General features: G+C 46.4%; 18 protein-coding genes. 6 read left to right on the forward strand and 12 right to left on the reverse strand.

Features of this window, described 5'->3' with window-relative positions; all coding sequences use genetic code 11:
- Nucleotides 1–17: 17 nt before the first annotated feature.
- Nucleotides 18–368: a DUF4296 domain-containing protein gene (locus tag Q1A23_RS07650; RefSeq protein WP_299821680.1), complete on the forward strand. Its 351-nt coding sequence runs from the start codon at nucleotides 18–20 to the stop codon at nucleotides 366–368.
- Nucleotides 369–374: 6 nt separating this feature from the next.
- On the opposite strand, the gene Q1A23_RS07655 is transcribed toward Q1A23_RS07650, so the two are convergent.
- A complete protein-coding gene (locus Q1A23_RS07655; protein WP_299821681.1) occupies nucleotides 375–710 on the reverse strand; it encodes a tRNA-binding protein in 336 nt (111 codons plus the stop codon).
- Between the two features lie 308 nt (nucleotides 711–1,018).
- On the opposite strand from Q1A23_RS07655, the gene Q1A23_RS07660 reads away from it, so the two are divergent.
- Entirely contained in the window at nucleotides 1,019–2,548 is a 1,530-nt protein-coding gene (locus Q1A23_RS07660; RefSeq protein WP_299821683.1) for an FAD-dependent oxidoreductase, read from the forward strand.
- A gap of 81 nt (nucleotides 2,549–2,629) precedes the next feature.
- On the opposite strand, the gene Q1A23_RS07665 is transcribed toward Q1A23_RS07660, so the two are convergent.
- The 5 genes from Q1A23_RS07665 to egtB all read right to left on the reverse strand — a co-directional run bounded on the left by Q1A23_RS07665 (nucleotide 2,630) and on the right by egtB (nucleotide 8,226).
- Nucleotides 2,630–3,217, reverse strand: a complete 588-nt coding sequence (locus tag Q1A23_RS07665; RefSeq protein WP_299821685.1) for a DUF922 domain-containing protein — start codon at nucleotides 3,215–3,217, stop codon at nucleotides 2,630–2,632.
- A 69-nt stretch (nucleotides 3,218–3,286) separates the two neighbouring features.
- Nucleotides 3,287–4,636 carry an MATE family efflux transporter gene (locus Q1A23_RS07670; protein ID WP_299821687.1) on the reverse strand — a complete coding sequence of 450 codons (1,350 nt, stop codon included), beginning with the start codon at nucleotides 4,634–4,636 and terminating at the stop codon, nucleotides 3,287–3,289.
- A gap of 127 nt (nucleotides 4,637–4,763) precedes the next feature.
- The gene (locus tag Q1A23_RS07675) at nucleotides 4,764–5,885 is read right to left on the reverse strand and encodes an aminotransferase class I/II-fold pyridoxal phosphate-dependent enzyme (RefSeq protein ID WP_299821689.1); all 1,122 of its coding nucleotides are present in this window, start codon (nucleotides 5,883–5,885) and stop codon (nucleotides 4,764–4,766) included.
- Between the two features lie 60 nt (nucleotides 5,886–5,945).
- A complete protein-coding gene (gene egtD / locus Q1A23_RS07680; protein ID WP_299821691.1) occupies nucleotides 5,946–6,953 on the reverse strand; it encodes an L-histidine N(alpha)-methyltransferase in 1,008 nt (335 codons plus the stop codon).
- Between the two features lie 4 nt (nucleotides 6,954–6,957).
- A complete protein-coding gene (gene egtB / locus Q1A23_RS07685) occupies nucleotides 6,958–8,226 on the reverse strand; it encodes an ergothioneine biosynthesis protein EgtB (RefSeq protein WP_299821693.1) in 1,269 nt (422 codons plus the stop codon).
- A 244-nt stretch (nucleotides 8,227–8,470) separates the two neighbouring features.
- Here egtB and Q1A23_RS07690 point away from each other — a divergent pair, with 244 nt between their 5' ends.
- Nucleotides 8,471–9,556: an o-succinylbenzoate synthase gene (locus Q1A23_RS07690; protein WP_299821695.1), complete on the forward strand. Its 1,086-nt coding sequence runs from the start codon at nucleotides 8,471–8,473 to the stop codon at nucleotides 9,554–9,556.
- Between the two features lie 208 nt (nucleotides 9,557–9,764).
- Here the strand turns inward: Q1A23_RS07690 and Q1A23_RS07695 are convergent, their stop codons facing one another.
- The 6 genes from Q1A23_RS07695 to Q1A23_RS07720 all read right to left on the reverse strand — a co-directional run bounded on the left by Q1A23_RS07695 (nucleotide 9,765) and on the right by Q1A23_RS07720 (nucleotide 15,426).
- Entirely contained in the window at nucleotides 9,765–10,226 is a 462-nt protein-coding gene (locus Q1A23_RS07695) for a DoxX family protein (RefSeq protein WP_299821697.1), read from the reverse strand.
- Nucleotides 10,227–10,372: 146 nt separating this feature from the next.
- Nucleotides 10,373–10,819 (reverse strand): RDD family protein, encoded by a 447-nt coding sequence (locus Q1A23_RS07700; RefSeq protein ID WP_299821699.1) that lies wholly within the window; start codon nucleotides 10,817–10,819, stop codon nucleotides 10,373–10,375.
- 79 nt (nucleotides 10,820–10,898) lie between these two features.
- The gene (locus Q1A23_RS07705; protein ID WP_299821701.1) at nucleotides 10,899–11,510 is read right to left on the reverse strand and encodes a trimeric intracellular cation channel family protein; all 612 of its coding nucleotides are present in this window, start codon (nucleotides 11,508–11,510) and stop codon (nucleotides 10,899–10,901) included.
- A gap of 60 nt (nucleotides 11,511–11,570) precedes the next feature.
- The gene (locus Q1A23_RS07710) at nucleotides 11,571–12,110 is read right to left on the reverse strand and encodes an alpha/beta hydrolase (RefSeq protein ID WP_299821703.1); all 540 of its coding nucleotides are present in this window, start codon (nucleotides 12,108–12,110) and stop codon (nucleotides 11,571–11,573) included.
- Nucleotides 12,111–12,152: 42 nt separating this feature from the next.
- Nucleotides 12,153–14,426 (reverse strand): TonB-dependent receptor, encoded by a 2,274-nt coding sequence (locus Q1A23_RS07715; RefSeq protein ID WP_299821705.1) that lies wholly within the window; start codon nucleotides 14,424–14,426, stop codon nucleotides 12,153–12,155.
- Nucleotides 14,427–14,730: 304 nt separating this feature from the next.
- A complete protein-coding gene (locus Q1A23_RS07720) occupies nucleotides 14,731–15,426 on the reverse strand; it encodes an NAD-dependent deacylase (protein WP_299821706.1) in 696 nt (231 codons plus the stop codon).
- Nucleotides 15,427–15,949: 523 nt separating this feature from the next.
- On the opposite strand from Q1A23_RS07720, the gene Q1A23_RS07725 reads away from it, so the two are divergent.
- The 3 genes from Q1A23_RS07725 (at nucleotide 15,950) to Q1A23_RS07735 (ending at nucleotide 20,776) form a co-directional block, all read left to right on the forward strand.
- On the forward strand, nucleotides 15,950–17,191 hold the full coding sequence (locus Q1A23_RS07725) for a pyridoxal phosphate-dependent aminotransferase (RefSeq protein ID WP_299821708.1): 1,242 nt from the start codon (nucleotides 15,950–15,952) through the stop codon (nucleotides 17,189–17,191).
- A 226-nt stretch (nucleotides 17,192–17,417) separates the two neighbouring features.
- Nucleotides 17,418–18,011 carry a hypothetical protein gene (locus Q1A23_RS07730; RefSeq protein ID WP_299821710.1) on the forward strand — a complete coding sequence of 198 codons (594 nt, stop codon included), beginning with the start codon at nucleotides 17,418–17,420 and terminating at the stop codon, nucleotides 18,009–18,011.
- 437 nt (nucleotides 18,012–18,448) lie between these two features.
- Complete coding sequence (locus Q1A23_RS07735) at nucleotides 18,449–20,776, forward strand: ABC transporter permease (RefSeq protein WP_299821712.1); 2,328 nt, start codon at nucleotides 18,449–18,451, stop codon at nucleotides 20,774–20,776.
- The last annotated feature ends 259 nt before the right edge of the window (nucleotides 20,777–21,035 follow it).

Below are 21,035 nucleotides of genomic sequence, written 5' to 3' on the forward strand. Positions count from 1 at the left end.
TCTCTTAAATTTCATCCGTGAAAAGACTTTTCTACATACTTTTTTGCTTCAGCTTGTTTGCCTGCGGCAATAATCAGTCAAAAGCGCCAGCTGATCTGGTTCCCCGCGATAAGATGGTGCAGATACTGGCGGATATTCATATTGCTGAGGCCCAGGTAGAATCGAGGGTAGTGTATCCGGATACTGCCTTGATGGCTTTTACTTACCAGGAAAGGGAAGTATTTAAAAAGCACGGAGTAACCGAGCAGCAGTTCCGGGATACCTATAGTTACTACAAGGATAACCTGAAGGAGATGGATGCGCTTTACGAGATTATAGTGGATACCCTAAGCCTGCGCGAAACAAAACTCAGAGCTGCAGGAAAGTAATTTTGGTTACATCAGCTTGCTGCCGTCAGGTACCTTTCTGGATGGTTGGGCAAGTATAATATCCCCGTTTTCGTCGGCAAAGCCCGTAACCAGCACCTCCGACATAAACTTACCTATTTGTTTTTTGCCCAGGTTGGCTACGCAAAGCACCTGCTGGCCCACTAAAGCCTCTTTGGTATAGTGCTTGGTTATCTGTGCGCTTGATTTTTTCAGGCCGAGCGGGCCCAGGTCTACTGTTAACTTAAAGGCCGGTTTGCGGGCCTCCGGAAAGTCTTCGGCCTCTACAATTGTTCCTACTCTGATATCGGTTTGCTCGAAGTGCTGCCAGCTTATGGTTTCCATAGTTTGGGAGGGTGCATGCATTGTTTACTCGTTAAGGTTACTGCTTAATTGGTTTCCTGATTAAATGCCAAGTATAAATTATCTTGATTTCAAATCAAAATGAAAGGTAGCCAATGTGTTTTTGAGGGCAGGGGTATAGCTAATTCTATGGTTCATGTAATCAAACAAACTGCTGCTGCATTACTGCCGTTTATTATCCTGCATTGCCTTTGGTAATATGCTTCAGAAACTAAAGAAAGCCTACACCGTAATCCAAAGCAATCGGCTATGCCTTGTTGAGGGCAGCCAAATGCGCAAACTAAAATACTATGAAAAACGAATCTGGAGCTAGCGTACCTTATTGGGTAAAGGATGTGTCGGTTATGGACACGCAGAAATTAACTAACAACCTGACTTGCGATGTATGCGTGGTAGGAGGCGGCATAGCGGGCCTTACCACAGCCTACCTATTAGCAAAAGAAGGCAAGCGGGTTATACTGCTGGAGGCCAAAGCGATAGGTGGCGGCGAAACTGGCCGTACCACAGCACATCTCTCTAATGCCTTGGATGATCGCTACGCTAACCTGATAAACCTGTTCGGGAAAGACGGCGCCCGGCTTGCCTGCCTGAGCCATGCCCGAGCCATCGATAAGATCGAGGAAATAACCAAAGAAGAAAATATAGACGCTGCTTTTCACCGTTTAAACGGATACCTGTTTGCCAATAACCGTGAGCAGCAGGACGAACTGATGAAAGAGTTGGAGGCGGTGCAGCAGATTGGCTGGCGCGATGTAGTGATGCGTAAAGAGTGCCCTGTGGTTTCTTTAACTGCCTTGCCATGCCTGCAGTTTCCTGAGCAAGGCCGTTTTCATGCTTTAAAGTATCTGGCGGGCTTGCTGAAGGCTTTCACAGAGAAGGGAGGGCAGGTATTTACCCAAACAAAAGTGGTGGAATTTAAGAGCGGTAATGTAGCAACGGTGGTAACAGAAGATGGGCATACGGTTTCGTCGAACCATTTGGTTGTAGCCACTAACACTCCTGTAAACGATATGGTTACCATGCACACCAAGCAGGCACCGTACCGCACGTATGTAGTGGCTTTGTCTGTACCGAAAGGGGCTGTGCCCGATGCCTTGTACTGGGACATGGACAACCCTTACCACTATATCCGATTGCAGACCGCAGAAGACAGGGGAGCCGCTACTGATCTGCTGATAGTTGGCGGTGAGGACCATAAAACCGGGCAGGATGCACACCCGGACAAACACTATTATGCTTTGGAGCGTTGGGCAAGGCTTAAGTTCCCGATGGCTGGGGAGGTAGAATACAGATGGTCGGGGCAAGTATACGAACCCGTTGACAGGCTTGCTTTTATCGGGCGCAATCCCGGGGATGCTGATAATGTATACATTGCCACAGGAGACTCTGGGCATGGCATGACCCACGGTACTATTGCGGGTATGCTTCTAACCGACCTCATTATGGGGCGGCCAAACGAGTGGACAAAAATTTACGACCCTGCCAGGATTAGCTTAAAGTCAGCGGGCGAGTTTTTAAAAGAAAATTTGAACGTAGCAGCCCAGATGAAGGATTACGTAACGCCAGGTGAGGTGGAAGACCCATCGGAGGTGCTACCAGGTACTGGCAGGCTGATGCGAAAAGGTACTACCAAAGTAGCTGTTTACTGCGATGCTGAGGGCGTGCGGCACGAGTGTTCGGCAGTTTGTACGCACCTGGGCTGCATCGTAAGCTGGAACAACGTAGAAAACTCCTGGGATTGCCCCTGCCACGGCTCCCGCTTCGACCCTTATGGCAGGGTGGTAACAGGCCCCGCAACCAAAAACCTGGAAAAGCTATAGCGTGCTTTTAAGTATAAACAAGTAATACGCAGCAAAGCCCGGCATATTTTAAAGTATACCGGGCTTTGCTGCGTAAGGAGGCTATTTATATGCTTCTAATTTAGCTAAGCGATGGTTTATGTTTTCGGCCCAGGCGGCTTCTTCTGCTTTGTTCAGGCCGTGGCTACAGGATTTATCAAAAAGATCCTGCTCAGCTTTCCAGGCTTTAAAAGCATCGTTAACTGTTGTACTTAGGTTCCCTTTAAGATTGCTGCAACTACTGCCAAGCTCTTTCAGCTTCTTGCGAAGCTGCCTTGCATGCACTTCTGTAAGGTCAAAGTGCAATTGCTCGTGCCCTAGAAGCGAGGCAGACTTTTTGTTTTTAGACCAGGACTGCTCAGGTAAAAACACGCATTTAACGTCGTAAGTAAAGCTATTGCTGCTGCACTTCGCATCTACGGCAAGGTTGGCCGCTGTTAAAGCATGGTGTGGATTTTCAGATTCAGGGGCACCCTTAAAATCATCCCAGGTAAGCCTGCGGGAGTCTGACCAGGTTAATTTTTCGGTACTTTTGGTTTCTGCTGTTTTTCCGGGCGTATTTTTTGGCGGGGGCACAGCAATACCGGTTGTCGTTAGGGCAGGCGATAGAATGCCTGCCCATAACGACAAGATTAATGTGGCAATAAACATGTTAACTTCGGCTAAAAAGTTGAATCTCTTATATTTGCCGAACGCGACACATAAACTTTTAGTGCCAAGTTATAGTACAATTTTTCGGTAGCGATTGCTAAGTGCCTTAAAACGAACGAATAACAAAATTGCGGCCACCGATAAACCTACCAGTAAGCCCATCCAGACACCGTTAACGCCAAAGCCTAATTTAAAGCAAAGCAGGTACCCGACTGGCAAACCAATTACCCAGTAGGCCACCAACGAAATAAGGCTTGGAATGCGCACGTCTTCCAGGCCGCGCAACGCACCAAGGCCAACCACCTGCACGCCGTCTGATATCTGAAACAGCGCCGCAATAATGAGCAGCGTTGACGCCAGCTGAATCACTTCCGGGTCGTTAATATAAAGCATCGGAATAAAGTCTTTGGCGGCCACCATGAGCAAGCCACTAGCCATCATAAAAAGGGCACCCATGGCAAAACTGCTTAAGCCGGCCACGCGCATGCCTCTAAAGTTGCCCATGCCTTTCTGGTTGCCTACCCGTATCGTAGCCGCTGCCGCAATGCCGCTTGCCATCATATACGTTACAGAGGCCACATTAATGGCTATCTGGTGTGCTGCCAGTTGTTTGGCGCCCAGCCAGCCAATCATGATAGCCGAAAAGCTGAAAGCCCCCATTTCAAAAATCATTTGCCCTGAGATTGGTAGCCCTAGTTTAAAGATGCGGTACACATGCAAAAACGAAAAGTGGCGCAGGCGCAGAAAATGACGGAAAATCTCGAAACGCTTCGCAAACAGCACGTAGCCTGCCATCATCAAAGCCATTACTACCCTCGAAATTAAAGTAGCCCAGCCAGCACCTACCAGGCCCATCGGCTCAAAACCAAACTTACCGTAAATCAGGATATAGTTAAGTATAATGTTTAGCGTGTTTGCTACCAGCGTAATATACATGGCCTGCTTCGTAAGCGAAAGCCCTTCGGCAAACTGCCTGAATGCCTGGAACACCATTAACGGAACCATAGACAGGAAGAGGATATTGAGGTACGGAATAGCCAATTTTACCACCTCTTCAGGTTGGTTTAAGTAGGAGATGTAAGGTGACAGAAAATAGCCGGCTATGAACAGAAGTACACCAAGCAACACGTTTGATACCAATCCATTAAGCAGGAGTAGGGAGATGCGGGTATAGTTTTTTCGGCCATCAGCGGCGGCAATAAGCGGAGTCAGGCTAAAGGATACGCCCATGCCAAACACCATGGTGATCATGAAGATGCTGTTGCCCAGCGATGCCGCTGCAAGAGGTAGCGTACCAATGCGGCCCACCATCAGGCTATCGAACACGCTAACCATAATGTGCCCTAACTGGCTAAGTACTACCGGGTAAGCAAGTGTGAAGTTTTTGGAAAAGTGTTCTTTATATTCAGCGGTATTCATGAGTTAACCTAAATGAGCCGCAAAATTAACTTTTTTATTTGGATAGGCTGGTGCTATCCGGGATAGAATGGTGTGTGGCAGTAATTGGAGTATGTATTTGCAGGCACACGCTAAGGCTACCATAGCATCATACGCTTCTGTTTAGGCTTAATGATACCAAGGCATCATTAAGCCTTTCCATGGCCTCCTGCAGTTTGTTTTTCTCCACGGCAAAAGATAAGCGTGCATGTCCGGGTGCACCAAAGTTTTCGCCGGGGGCTATACTTAGCTTATAGTTTTCCTGGAGGTAATTTGCCAAGTCCATACTTGACTGCAGGAGTTTTCCCTGGGGTGTTTTCTTTTGCAGGCAGGCACTAAAATCAGGGAAGAAGTAATAAGCACCATCTGGTAGATGGTAGCTTACACCAGCCATACTATCCAGCGCATCAGCCATTAGGTGCCGGTTCTCTGAGAGGACGGGCAACATCTGTTTAAGTGCATTATCGCTTTGTTCCAGGGTTGCCTGCGCTGCCTCCTGTAAAAATACACTTACACCGGAGAAGGTACTTGCCTGGAAATCGATGCATTTATTTACCAGCTCTTGCGGACCAAGAATATAGCCAATTCGCCAACCCGACATGGCAAAATTCTTAGAGAAGCCGTTAACTAGGATCGTGTTTTCTTTTTTTGCCCCCATGCAGGATAGGAGAGAAGTATAAGGCTGGCTGTAAGTAATATGGTCGTAAATCTCATCAGAAATAATGTAAAGGTTCGGAAACTGTTTTGTTACCTGTAGCAGCGCTTCCAGTTCTTCTTTTGTGTAGATGCGCCCTGTTGGGTTACCTGGGTTCGTTAATAAAAGTATACGGCTATTTTCGTTAAGCGCCTGCCGCAGCATATCCGGAGTAAGCGTGTAACCTTCTTCCTGTTTGGTTGGCAGCGGCACAAGCGTACCGCAACTATACTTCATCAACTCATGGAAACCAAACCAGGCAGGGGTAGGCACCACTACTTCATCGCCCTGCCGCAACAGCACCGTGAAAAGGTTAAAAAGTGCCTGTTTGCTTCCGGGAGTGATCATTACCTGCTCCGGCTCCACATCTTGTCCCATGCTTTTATACTTTTGGCTTACAGCCTGGCGCAAACCAGGTGTTCCTTCAGTTGGCCCGTAGGAGGTGTGGCCGGCCTGCAAAGCCGCTATAGCCGCTGCTGTAGCCATAGCAGGGCTTGCAAAGTAACTGGCACCGGAAGCAAGGGAGATCAAATCCATAGACAAGTATAAAAGTTGGAAAGGTGGAGTTGTAGCTGCAAGTATAAAAAGCTTTGTTTGCTAAGCTACATAGAAAAGCACATCAGCAAAACCTTTGCTTTTGTCAAAGTATACTTTTTCTGTACCAAAGCCGCATAAGCCACCAAGCTCTTCAATTTCCTGCACAGCGTATTTATGCGAGTTTTCGGTATGTATGGCCTCCCAGGCTGCGAAATGGTATGTTTTGCCTGTAGCGCCTATGTATACTTGCTGCTCTTTTAAGCTGATAAGAAAGCTGCGCATTACACCCTCTAAAGGATTGTACATGGCGTAGTGGCGAAACTGATCAAGTATAAATTCGCCGCCGAGCTCGCGGTTTATACGCCTGAGCAGGTTTAGGTTAAACTCAGCCGTTACACCAGCTGCATCGTTGTAGGCTGGCAATATAACATCCGGGTTTTTCTTTAAATCAACGCCTACCAAAAGCCTGTCGCCGTGGCTAAGGTAGCCGCGAACGCTTTTAAGGAATTCAATGCTATCCTGCTTTTCGAAGTTTCCGATATTGGACCCCAGGAACAGCACCACCTTACGCTCTGATTTATGCTTTTGCAGCCATTGCAACGCTTTAAAATATTCGCCCACCACGGCCTGCACATTTACTTCGGGTAATTCGGTTTGCAGGCTTTGGGTAAGCTGCTGCATGGCATCGCCAGATATATCTACCGGCACATAATCAAAGTCTGCCTGCTGGCGGGCCAGTTGGCGCAGCAAGATTTTAGTTTTTAAGGCATCGCCTGCACCCAGGTCTATCAGGTGAAAAAAGCCCTCACCGGCAAAGCGGCTGCAAATGGCATCTTTGTTTGTGGTAAACACCTCATGCTCGGCGCGGGTAAGGTAATACTCGGGCAGGTTCATGATTTGCTGAAAAAGCTGGCTGCCCTTGCCATCGTAAAAGTAGCGCGAGGGTAAATCTTTTTGCTTCAGGCTTAAGCCTGCTGCCACATCTTTTGCAAAAGCTGCTGTATCGTTTGTGCCGTCTTCCTTGCGGCTCAGGTCTATCATGGAGGTAAGGGTAGAGTTCAGGTTCATTGGGTTATTTTGAGGCCAGCCGTATGCCATTGTACTGCCAGCGTTTGTCAGGATGAAAAAAATTACGGTAAGTAGGGCGCATATGGCTTTCGGGTGTTGCGCAGGAGCCACCGCGCAGCACCATCTGGTTAAGCATAAACTTGCCGTTATACTCGCCAATGGCACCCGGCGCTTTCCTAAAGCCTGGGTAGGGGTGATAGGCGCTGTAAGTCCATTCCCAGGCATCGCCGTAAAGTTGCTGCACACCTGCTTTCTGCGGGGCTGCGGCAGTTGGCTCCAATACGTTGCTCTCCACGAAGTTGCCTTTAGCAGGAGGATAAACCTGTGCTGCTGCCTCCCACTCAAACTCTGTGAGCAGGCGTTTACCGGCCCAGTTGGCATAGGCATCGGCCTCGTAAAAACTGAGGTGGGTAACGGGCTCATTCAAGTTTACTTTTTGCAGGCCATGCAGGGTAAAGCGGTGCCATTCTCCGTTTTGCTGCAACCAGTAAAGGGGCGCTTGCAGGTTGTCTTTTTTTACCAGCGCCAGTCCTTCATCCAACCAATGCCTGAAGTCCAGGTAACCGTTGTCCTGCATAAATTCCAGGTACTCGCCGTTAGTTACCAGGCGGTTCATTATGGTAAAGTCATCAAGCAGTACCTCGTGCACGCCCAGCTCATTATCAAAACAGAAGTCGTTGCCCTGGTACCCGATCGTATAAACGCCTCCGGGCACCTCTATAAAGTTTGCCTTAGTTGCAGTAGATGGCATACTGGCAGGTAGCGGCGTATAAGTGGGCACCAAGGGGTTTGTACTAAGTATAAATTTAATGTCGGTTAAGAGCAGTTCCTGGTGTTGCTGCTCGTGTTGCAGGCCTAGCTGCAGTACAGGCATCAGCTCCGATAGTTTAGCCTCATCTATACTTTGCAGAAGCTGCTGCATATGCTCGTCAATGTGCTGCCGGAAAGTATAGATATCGCGCAGCGGTGGTCGTGTAAGTGTGCCACGCTGATCGCGGAGCACCCTGCTGCCCACGCTGTTGTAGTAAGAGTTGAACAGGTAGCCATACTTTGGATGAAACGCTTTATAACCCGGTAAGTGTGGCTTCAGGAGGAATTCTTCAAAAAACCAGCTGGTGTGTGCCATGTGCCACTTTGGAGGGCTTACATCTACCATTGGCTGTACAACAGTATCTTCCGGCTCTAAGGGCCTGCAAATTTTTTCCGTCTGAGCTCTTATCTGTGTGAATTGCTGTGCTATGTTTTGTGTGGCAGCGGCTAAGGCTATACTCATGGTGCTGTTGGTTTGGGTGCCGGAACTGTTACTGTATGCTTAAAAACAAGTGGGAGCGCTGTTAGTTTGAACGATAAAATAGCGCTGTACGGTGATAGGGCTATAGTATGTAAGCTGCTCTTTTAAATGCTGTACTCCCCGAACATGTACTTCACTCGCTAACGTATAGTTGTACGTAGTTCCTTATTTACGTCATTTTTGGCTTTATTGGTTTAACTTGCCACAGATTTGAAACCGTTATTCTATGTCTTTAAAACTGCATTATACGCCCCATACGTTACAATTTAAGTTTGATGCCCGCACATCGCGCGGTGCCATCAAAACCCATAACGTATACTACATCAGCGTTTTTGATACAGCCCAGCCCGAAGTCGTTGGCGTTGGAGAATGCGCTCCGCTGGAAGGTTTAAGCATAGACCACAAGCCAGCGCTGAAGGCAAAAATAAAGGAGGTAATACAGCTGATTAATGAGCAAAAGGTAAGCCTGCAGGCTGGTGCGCCTTTACCGGAAGCGCTTGAACTAGATGCTTGGCCCGCCTTATACTTTGCCCTGGAGACTGCCATGCTGGATTTAGAGAACGGTGGCAGGCGTATACTTTACAAAAACAGTTTTAGCAACGGAGAGGCCGGAATACCTATAAACGGTTTGGTCTGGATGGGGGACGAAGCGTTTATGCGCGAGCAGATAGCTAAGAAACTGAAAGAGGGCTATACTTGCCTGAAGCTGAAAATCGGTGGCCTGGACTTTGGGAAGGAACTGGAGATTTTGCAGAGCATCCGTGAACGCACCCCCGCTGACTGCCTGACCATACGCGTAGACGCAAACGGTGCCTTTTCTGTTGACGAAGCCTATAAAAAACTGGAACGCCTGGCAAAGTATGAGATACACTCCATAGAGCAACCCATCAGGCAGGGGCAGCCGGAGCAGATGGCTGAGCTTTGTGCCTACTCGCCGGTGCCGGTGGCCCTGGACGAGGAACTGATTGGAGTTGCAGGAAAAGAGGCAAAAGAACAGCTGCTGGACCAAATAAAACCGCAGTACATTATACTTAAACCCACGCTAGTTGGTGGTTTAGCCGCAAGTACCGACTGGATTAAGCTGGCCGAGGAACGAAGTATAGATTGGTGGATGACATCGGCTTTGGAGTCGAATATAGGGTTGAATGCGATAAGCCAGTTTACAGCACAGCACGACATAACGCTACCGCAGGGCTTGGGCACCGGGCTGCTTTACCATAACAACTTGGCATCGCCGCTACAGATAAACAACGGCGAGCTGTGGTATGACCAGCAGCAGGATTGGGGTAAGTTCCCAGAAACACAAAGCTGATTTACTTGTTTGCTTCGCCTTAATAAGTATACATTAAAGCAGTTCCGGATACTACAAGAAAGTATAGTTTAGCACTTTGGCATGAACCTGACATCGCCTATTCGGAAAAGCAGCCTTCATACTAAATAAAGCAGCCTACACTTTTGTGTTAAACAGCTACTATACAGCACCACAAATGGCCGTAGACTGATTTTTGTTTCAGGGCTATCTAAAAGGCTCTCTGGTTATTGTACATTGCTTTGTCTACGCTCATCAAACCGGCTCCGCCCACAACTAATGCCCAGGCCATGCCTATCACCAGCAAGTGATATTCATAGCCTTCGCCTGCTTGGTTGCCGCCCCAGTTCATAAAAAAGCCGTTGGATAAATGTGCGGTTAGGATAATGCCGGTAAATAGGCCGATTACGCAAAAGGCCCAGAAGCGCGTCCAGAAACCAACGATAAGGCAAATAGCCCCCACAAACTCAATTATTATTACCAGCCAGGCCATAAAGCCGGGTAAACCACTCATTTGCTCGAAGCCAGCTACAAAACCGGCAGGTCCGTTGCCTCCAAACCAACCCAGTAGTTTCTGAGCACCATGCGGCCATAGCACCAGCCCCAGCATCACCCGTATGATGGTCAGGCTCCAGGTGTCGGGGGTAGTTAACAATTTGTGTTTTAAGTTCATAGTTTCATTTTTACAGCTATAAGCTTCTACGGATAACAGCCTGTATTCGATTGTTTATCGGTTATAGTTATGGGTGGTTGTAAAACAAAACAGGGAGCCGGATAAAATCCAGGCTCCCTGTTTACAACTCGGCTAAAAGTTGAACGTTATTTTCTTACTACTCTTGTCTTGGAAATGGTGTCGTGCCAGCCCGGCCCTGAACCCAGGAACGATAAGGGCTCGAAAGGTATAAGACGACACAGCGTTCTTTTAAATGCATGCATTGTCGTTACCTCTTCGCCGTCCTCCGTAACCACTATACTGCCCGTAAACATTTTCCCGATTGTCTGGCCGAAAATGCTTTCCATCCCCCAAAAATAAACAAAAATGATAATGATGCCCAAAACAGTTTCGTTTATGGCCTCAAGTATAAACTGCATGCCTGTAAGGCCAAGTACAACACCTATTATCAGTGCGAGAGCATAAAAGGCTACAACATCGATCAGGTAATTGAGGAAACGCCTGGTTTTGCTTACTTCGTAAAGCGGCTCTGCTTCATCATCAAAAAGAAAAGGATCGTTTGTTTCGAAGTCCCTGGAATCGGTGTAACTCATTGATGCAGTAAGGGTAATTTTAAGCTGTTTATTTAAATTTCAACTCAAATATAGCAAAGCATTCAGAAAGCCCCAGTTATTATTTCCGGAATTTAGGGAGCGTTACGTTATACTTTACTGCCAGCAGGCGCAATACAATAATAAAAGCAATAGCCACCAGGAAGCTCGTATTGCGCTCTACATTAAGCCCGTACATGATTAAGTATAAAGTTGCGCCGCACAGGCAGGCGCTGGAGTAGATCTCTTTTTTAAAAAGCACCGGCACCTCGTTTGTAAGCATGTCACGGATAACGCCGCCCATTACAGCCGTAAACATTCCCATGATGGCTGCAATCTCAGGACTGACACCTAAGCTTAATGCTTTTTCGGTGCCTACAATGGTGAAAAGTGCAATTCCCAGGGTATCAAACAACTGCAGGGTGCGGCGTAACTTTTGCATCCATTTATAGAACAGGCCGGTACAGATAATCGCTACAAGTATAATGTAGAGAAATCGTACATCGTCAATCCAAACCAACGGGTAGCTGCCCAGCAGCATATCGCGGAGGCTACCGCCTCCGATAGCGGTTACAAAGCCTGTAAACGTTGCTCCAAACCAATCCTGCTCCCGGTCCTGCTCGCTCATGGCAAGTGCCCCGGAAACGGCAAAAAAGAAAGTGCCCAGCAGTTCAAGTATGTATTGTATGCTCAAAGTATGGTGTTTTTGCGGGGCAAGATAGGCCTCCTGCTGCTTAAAAGAAAATGCGGCAGGCTAAAGTATAAATTCAGGGTCGAGTTGCTGCAATAGCGCCAATCCTTCGGGCCAGGTGCCGTAGCCATACTTGCCTTCTATGTGTCCTGCGTTTTCCAGCACGTGTAGGCTGCTTTTCCAGCAGGAGGCAAAGTGGGCAGCGCGATCCAGGTCCACCACATGGTCGTTTGTGCTGGCCACGACAATAGTTTTAAACGGCAAGGGTTGCAGGGGCATAGGGGCAAAGCCGGTAATGTAGCTCGGGTAGTTAGGCCGGTCAACATCGCTGGGCGCTACAAGCAAAGCACCTTTTATCTGTTTTCCGTAGGCGGCAACCCAATGCGCAATGGCGGCGCAGCCAACACTATGGCCCATCAGCACTATTTCTTCGTTAGGGTACGCGTTAAGTTGCTTTTCCATGGCAGTTACCCACGTGTCTTTGTCTGGGGTGTCCCAGCGCTGTTGCTGCAGCCGCCGGAAATGCTGCGGATAGGTTTTCTCCCAAATGGTCTGCCAATGGTCTTCGCCTGAGTTGTGCAGGCCGGGTACGGTAAAGAACATGCGTTAGCGTTACTGGTGAAGGTATAAAGGTATAATTTTAAATTACATCAGCCTAAACTTTAGGCCAACATAGAAGGTGCGGGGGCGGGCAGGGCCGTATACATAATTGCTGTCTCTGTTCTTGCCAATGTCAAAATCTTTCTGGTACTGATTAAACATGTTCTGCACGCCGGCACTCAGTTGCAGGTCCTGGTTTATACTTTTGATGGTAAAGCGATAAGCCAGCTTCAGATTATTTTCGACAAAAACAGGGGAGGTGTGCAGCACATCTTCCGGAACCCCGGGTGCACCCCCGAAGTGAGGCACCAGCATCGGGCCGGTTATTACCCCCGAGATAGCCGTGGTAAAGCGGTGCTGCGGCAGCAGCGTAACTACGTAATAGCCGTAGGTATCGGGCGTGCGCAGGTAAGTACGGGTACCGGGAAACGATGATGACCAGGCAACAGGATTGTCGTAGCGGGAGCGTTGCAGCGTTATGCCAGACTCCAGCTGGAAAACCTGATCGTAGTTAATGCGGCCCTCCATGGTAATGCCCTTTACCGTTGAGTTGCCGCCGTTTTTGCGGAGCAGCTGTTGGTTTCCATTCTCATCTGTGCCGGTCTCTTCCAGCACAAATGCATCGTGCAGGCGGGTGTAAAAAGCATCTAGCGTAAACCCGAAGATCATGTGCTCGCTTGGTTTGTTAAAATCCACGGAAGCGTTTACGCTACCCGATGTTTCCTCCTTCAGGTTTGAGTCTACTTGTATAAGGGAGATGCCGCCGCCTGCAAAAGCTATGTGCAGATCGGTTTCGAAAGCCTGTGGAGCCTTAAAGCCGCGGGCAAAGGAGGCCCTGAACTGTGTGGTGCTGCCCAATTTGTAAACCCCGCTTAGTCGAGGAGTAAATACCAGCCTGTTTACATGGGTGTGCTTGTTGGCTCTGATGCCGGAAAGTATAGTAATAGCCGGCGATACATCCCAGTCGCTTTGCAGAAAAAAGCCACTCAGGTTAGTTTTCTGATCAACCAGAAAATTATATGCCTCGATCTGGTCAAACGTATAATCATACATGTGCTCTGCACCGGTGGTAAATGTGTTGGAGCCGCCTAAAAAATTGTGCGAAGTAAAATTAAATTGCAAGCCTCCCTGCAAGGTATGGTTTTTGGTGTTGCCCCATCCGTCGGCCTGGTCTATGCCGGTGTAGTGCACCCGTTTGGTATTCTGGGCTGCCCCGTATATACTGTAATAGGTTTTACCGTTTTTAGCGTGATGCTCGTAGTTAAAGCCACCAAGTATAATGTCGTGTATCCGGTACTCCGATTGGTCGGCCTGGTCAGCGGGTTTATCTAGTTTGTCTCCGCCGTGGCGCAGTTCGTGTATGCTCCAGCCGTTTATTTCAAGTTTGTTTTGCGCTGTTGGCTTAAAGTAGGCATTAAACCCGAAGGAGTTATTTTTTAGCCTGGGCAATTCTGAAAAGCCATCCTGGTTTGCATCATAAGCCTCCCTGTCCCTGTGCGACCCGAAAAAGGAGATGCCGGCATTCTTATCCTCGTTAACCGCATTTACATTTGCATTCAGTACCTGGTCCCAGGCTTGGCCGCCCGTAACAGCAGAGTTGGCAGATAAAGTATAAGCGCTTTCCTGAGGCTCTTTGGTGATGATGTTTACAGTACCGGCAATGGCGCTGGATCCGTACAGCACCGAACCTCCGCCACGAACAATTTCCACGCGCTCAATCATGTTGGCTGGTATTTGCTCTAAACCATACAAGCTCATTAGTGATGTGAAAACGGGTCTGCTGTTTACCAGCAACTGTGAATAAGAGCCACCCAGGCCATTCATGCGCAACTGTGTGTAGTTGCAGGTCTGGCAGTCGGTTTCCATGCGCAGCCCCGGCTGAAAGCAAAGCCCTTCTGATAAAGTGTTGGATTGCGTTAAATTAAATGTCCGGCTATCGAGTACGTTTACTGCCACAGGGCTTTCCAGGCGACGGCGACTGGTGCGGGTACCTGTAACAACGACTTCGTTTAGAGTGGCATCTACTTCTGTGAGCTGTATACTTACTGTTTCTGTTTTTCCGGACTCCAGGGCTAGATGTACAGTATAGGGCCGGTAACCGATGGCAGAAACATACATTTGGTAGCTGCCTGCCGCAATGCCACTTATCTCGAACTGCCCGGCCTCGTTTGCAGAAGCCCCCCACTTTGTATCTTTTAACATAACAGTAGCATAAGTTACTGCTCCTGAACCGGAGGTAATGGTGCCTTTAACTGTTGCTGTTTGTGCAAAAGATTGTAAAGGCAATAAGAACAAAAGTAAAAGTATACGATGTGCCATTTTTTAAATTATACTTGTTATAACTAAATAATTAGAAACGCTAAATTATTAATTTAGATTCATCTAAAAATAAAAATTTAAATTTTGTATTTGCAGTAGCGCTGCTTAGCGTTAAGTATAAAGTATAATTTGCCTGTGCGGGGTTTTAAAGAGCAGGCGCGTAGTGGCCTATGGCTGTAGGGCTGCTGTTAAGCCTGTAAAGGCTTTAGCGAGATAAAATTTAGACAGCCTAAACAGAAAAGGTGCTGCTCTTGCTCTAGCAGCACCTTTTTATGATTGGGTAATTATCAAAGATGAAGTATGGCTACCGGTATTTTTCGCGGAGCAGCTGGGCTACTTTCTCCATGCCTGTAGAGGCCTTTTCTTCAAACAAAAACAGGTTCTCGCGTTTTCGCATTTCCGGCAGGTTAGGATCTACCACAAATATGGGTGCACCATCGTCCACAAAATCAACCAGGCTGGCAGCGGGGTAAACAACCAGAGAAGTACCCACTACCAGGTAAATATCTGCCTGCACGGTTTCTTCCATGGCTTTCTCCATCATGGGTACAGCCTCTCCGAACCATACAATGTTTGGCCGTAGCTGTGAACCACGCTCACACTTATCGCCGACGTTTAGTTCCCAGCCTTCAATGGGGTAAATAAGCGAGGGGTCTAACGTACTGCGGCTCTCAAACAGTTTGCCATGCAGGTGTATTACATTGCTTGAGCCGGCGCGCTCGTGCAAATCGTCTACATTTTGGGTGATAATGCGTACATCAAAGTCTTTTTCCAGGTCGGCCAGGGCCAGGTGGCCGGCATTGGGTTTAACTGTGTGGGCATTTTTGCGGCGCTGGTTGTAGAAGTCAAGTACAAGTTCCGGGTTTTTCTGCCAGCCTTGTGGGGTAGCCACTTCCATTACATCATGTCCTTCCCAAAGTCCGTTTGCATCCCTGAACGTAGCGATACCGCTTTCGGCACTTATCCCGGCACCGGTTAAAACCACAAGTTTCTTTTTCATAGGTTCCTCTGTTTTGCTTTGGCACTTGCTTACATACTGCCTGTAACACAATGGCGCACGCTTGCTGGCGCCTGAACACTAAAATACGAAAAGGCCATCAAAGTGTAAACACAGCCAAAACCTTTCCGCTGGCTCAACTTATACTTGGCCGGGTAATCAGGTATACATGCAGGCAATCATCTTTCGTGGTATGCAGGGTAATGGTAAATCTACTTTTTATAAAGAGCGGTTTTTTGCTACGCACCTGCGCACCAGCCTGGATTTTTTACTCAACCGGCATCGGAAGAGGCTTTTGCTGGAGATGAGCGTGTGAAGATTTGTGATCGACATACTTTAACGGACCGCACCAATCTTATCCAGCTTATTTATCGGGAACCTTACACCCCTGAGGTACACACATTTGCTTATACCATGATTGGGTAACTGTACTGCACCCGCAGCTAATTCCGTTTAAAATAAATTCAGTTCAGAGGCCTATCGGTTTATACTTTCCGGTGCTGTATATTCGCTAAATTTAATGCGCATGATTAAGAGAAGCGAGCGCCTGAACAATGTGTCGTATGACTTGTGCGGGCCTTTATACGAGAAAGCCAAAGAACTGGAGTTGCTGGGGCATAAAATCACCAAGCTAAACATCGGCAACCCGGCACCTTTTGGGTTTGAAGCACCGGCAGCCGTTACAGCCCAGATCATCAGTAACCTGGGGCTGGCACAAGGCTACTCCGACCACAAAGGGTTGCTAAGCGCACGCGAGGCCATAAAACGGTATTATACAAGCAAAGGGGTAGCAGCCATTCATACTGAGGACGTATTTTTGGGCAACGGCGTAAGCGAGCTTATTCTGCAGGCAGTACAAACGCTGCTGAACGATGGAGACCAGGTACTGGTGCCCTCACCGGATTACCCGCTATGGACAGCTGCTGTGCGTTTTGCAGGTGGAAAGGCCATACATTACCGCTGCGACGAAGCAGCGGACTGGTACCCTGACCTCGCAGACATCAAAAGTAAAATCAATAGCCGTACGCGCGCCATTGTTATCATTAACCCCAACAACCCAACCGGGGCTGTGTACTCAAAAGAACTGCTGCAGCAACTTGTACAGCTGGCCGAGGAGCATAACCTGGTGGTTTTCTCGGATGAGATATACGATAAGATTCTGTACGACGGAACAGTTTATACTTCCACGGCTACTGTTTCGGAGGAGGTGCTTTGTGTTACTTTTGGCGGCTTGTCTAAAAATTACCTGGCGGCAGGTTTTAGAGCAGGGTGGATGCTGGTAAGCGGAGCAAAGTATAAAGCCACCTCTTATTTAGATGGCTTAAATACCATGGCCAGCCTGCGCGTGTGCAGCAACGTGCCCGCCCAGTTTGCCATAGAAACAGCTTTGGAAGGCGAACAATCTATACTTGACCTGACCTTGCCAACCGGAAGGCTGGGCCAGCAGCGCGCCATCGCCTACGAGAAGTTAACAGCCATACCGGGCATTACCTGTGTGAAGCCGATGGGTGCCTTTTATATGTTCCCGAAGCTGGACATGAAGAAGTTTAGCGTTACAAACGACCAACAGTTTGCCCTGGACCTGCTTACGGAACAGCATGTGCTACTTGTACCGGGCACAGGCTTTAATTACCAGCAGCACGACCACTTCAGGGTGGTATACTTGCCAGAGCCGACGGAGCTGAGTTATACTTTAGACAGGTTAGCGTCTTTCCTGGGTTATTACCAGCAGGGGAAGGTACAGAGGCAGGTAAATGTTATTGCTTAAATTCGTTTACGCTGCTTGAAAAAATTCAGGAAAAAGCTATATTGGTGTTGCGCTATGGATATTATAAAAATTAAATGTATCCATAATGAAACATGAAAGGAGCCAAAGGTACTCCAACCATAGGGCCAATAACCGGAACTGCTCCTTATACACTATAGTTGTATGCTATATAAATCCAGAATAAACCTTCTAACCTGACAAAACAAAGAGAGCCTTCCAGAAACAAATGATGATCAGGGTAATTTTTTCCATAATGTTTTTGATAGTATTAGTTGCTTGCAATAAGCCGCAGCAAGGACTTCTGTTAAAAGCCGAAGAAGGGGATGTGAAGATAGAGATTGACAGTGTTGCGTTGCCCGAACTGGCCTTATTCCCAATAAGAGTTAAACTCACCAACTTTGCTGATAATAAAGTAGTTCTTGTCTTTGATACAATAACTGATGTTTATGAAGGGCAAGTCAGAAACTTGTATTTGACAGTTGACGCAGATACATTTTTTATTGGAGTAAAAACTTCAGAAAATTACCTTGTATTTAATGAACGTACCACCACTTCTTTTCTAGCTTGGGGATACATTTGGCATGGGGAAAAGCATTTTGACTCCATCAAAGATATTGAGCCTGCTTTTAAAAACGGAAAACTGGTATACAGATTCAGTAAGGACTATCTTCAAAATGTAAACACAGTTGGAATGCTATCACATTCAGACACTTTACTTGTTCCTGTTAAAGTAGAGTCCAAAACTGACAAAGCACAGGTTCTTAAAGAATTTGTACCGTTGTCTTATGAGTGGCATGAAGAGAAACTCAAAAAGAAGTAATTGTCAAGTGTATATGTGACAGGTATACTTCTCTAAACTACCCGTAGGAAACAAAGAAAACTACGAACATACAACCACGTGTATACTTTATGCTTCGCACATCGTCTACACCAGTACGTTAGCAATAGAGCTCTCCCGTGACAACAAAGAAATGTTTGAAAATCCTACCAATAAACTTCTCTACGGCAAACTCTCACTAAGATAAAAGTAAGTGTAGCAGTCTGATTTGGGTTTAAAAGTTTTTATACTTGACTGTATCAAATCGATACAAAAAGTGTCCGAAATCGAACAGGCTTTAATAAATATTTATCTGAAATATTATTTAAAATGTTGATAAATAATTAGTTGTATGTTGGCACCAACTTTGGCAATAGAATCGAGAGGGACCTCCATTTATTAGATGGCCTGTTTTTCATTAAAAATCAACGGTTCTAGCCATGATAAAGAACAATCTTAAAATCGCTATACGCATACTCTGGAAAAACAAACTTTTTTCATTGGTCAATATATTGAGCTTATCACTGAGTATGGCGGTTGGTGTTATTCTTTTTACAGGCCTGAAAGCCAATCACGACACAGACCATTTTCATCCACAGTTAAATCAAATAGTACGTATACTCACGCAGGAAACTCATGAGGGGGAACAAACCAAATGGGCAACGGCTCCCTTGCCTTTGGCGCCTCAAATTGAAAGTATATCCTTTGTTGAAAAAACGGTGAAAGTGCGTCTGGCAGGGAAACATAACTTGCAAACCGACGGAGGTGATGTGCCGATTGACATCAAATTTTCTGAGCCTTCTTTTTTTGATGTCTTTGGCTTTAAATTGCTATCAGGCAATGCACAAAGCCTTACCGATAATCCCACTTCCCTTTTTCTGACCGAAAAAACAGCTGAAAAGATATTTGGCAACGCCAATGCTTTAGGGCAAACGGTTCAATTTGAAAAGTTAGGAGCTTATACCGTTGGGGGAATTATCCAAGACCCGCCTTTAGAAACACACCTACCCATTGAGGCCATGCTTTCTTTAAATGCTGGCGAAGTGCTTGAAAAAAAAGGAGCACTGAGTACTAGTGCACAAAATTGGGGAGACTTCAAGAGTGCAGCAATTTACGCACGTTTAAAATCAGAAGATAATTTAGCGCAGCTCCATACAACTTTACAAAACTATAATCAGAAATTGGATAAGAGCAATCTCCAATTTTTGGCACAACCCATAGAAGAGATTACCCCTCGAAACAATGACATTCAGAATGACCGCGATGCGGGCACCGATTGGATGGGCATAAAAATACAGTTGTTTTTAATTCTAGCCTTAACTCTTTTATCTGCTTTCAACTATATCAGTTTGACATTGGCGCGTGCTTTCTCTCGAGCGCGGGAAGTAGGAATTCGCAAAACCTTAGGCGCGACAAGAAGACAAATTATTGGTCAGTTCTTGATGGAGTCGATCCTTGTTTCCCTTTTGGCTTTGTTGTTCACAATGCCCTGTGTTGAGATTTTAGCGCACTATATACCCGATATGGAAATGGCGTTTTCCTATGATACAGCCCTGATTTTAGGCTTGTTAATCTACGCAGTTATCACAGGCTTGGTCGCTGGGGCACTTCCATCCTGGTTATTGTCAGCATTTCAGCCCATACAGGTGCTGCGTAAAATGAAGAATATTAAGCTTTTCCGGAGTATTGCTATTTACAAAGCTTTGATTGTCGTGCAGTTTTCAGTGACCATCATGCTGATGATATTGGTTGTTATATTAGCCGATTATGAAATAAAACATCATGCAGTCATTAACTCAACCGTGTCACCTAATATCCTGACACTTGATCTGAAAGGTGAAAAATATGAAAACCTGCAAAACGAAATAAGCCAGTTAAGCCAGGTAGAAACGACTTTGGCGACTAACTGGTATTATAAACCGATGCTAAAGGGCAAGTCTTCTGTAACGTTAAAAGACAAAACCCTGGAAATGTATTATGTCAGTATTGACCCTAAAATATTTGAAACAGAAGGTATCAGCTTAAAATCCGGACAAAGTTTTCCTGAAAATATGCCCCGAAATGTGGAGCAATATGTGTTGGTGAATGAAGCTGCCGCAAAATTATTGCAATCCGAATCGGAGACTTTAGTGGGACAAACGCTATCTCTGGATTCTGTCTATGTACAAGTAATTGGCATCATGCCCAATGAAATTATTGGAGAAACAAATCCATTAATGTATCGGTATTTGCCAAACGAAATAGCCACCTTAACCATAAAAATAAATCCAAATGCAGAATTGGAAGCTACCAAAGCTATTCAAATCTTATGGGAAAACCATTTTCCTGAAAAAACAGCAAATCTTCAAAATTTAAAAGATGGGTATTCAAGAATTGGAGATAGAATAGGTTTTTTTGGAGGTTTAGCCCTTATTGTTATGATTATAGCTGGTTTGGGCATTTTAGGTATAGCCAGTTACTCCGTAGAAATACGTGTTAAAGAACTGGGTATAAGAAAAGTATTGGGAGCAAGCAACAATGAATTGGTATGGATAGTTACCAGAAATTTTGCCATTCTAATTTTAATTGCCGGACTTATTGGCGTTCCGGCTGGCTTGTTTGGCGGTGATTTAGTTAGACAAGATTTAGGCAGCAAACTTGTTAATTTAAGTTTTACAAGTGTAAGCATAGGCTTTGGTTTGGTTGCCGTAGTCGGGCTACTGACTGTCCTATCCCAAACCATTAGAGCAGCGCATGTTAAACCTGTAAAAGTCCTGAAAGTAGAGTAGAAAAGGTAAAGTATTCATTGGCAGATTATGACGATGGCGTTTTAAACTATTCTATTCCGCGATACCATCGTGCAATGTAACGACCGCTACAAGACGCAGGATGAAGGGCACATGTTGCTGACTGAATGTCTCCGCAATGGTGCCGCGAGGTGGAAGCTATAAGTTTTTAGCTTAGTTTTTCCTTTTGTTTTGTGGGGCAGTACGCGGCCTAGGAAGCGCACTACTGCAGATACACTAACCTGGGAAAGCCTTCTAAACC

The sequence above is a fragment of the uncultured Pontibacter sp. genome (assembly GCF_947492645.1).
Taxonomy (GTDB): domain Bacteria; phylum Bacteroidota; class Bacteroidia; order Cytophagales; family Hymenobacteraceae; genus Pontibacter.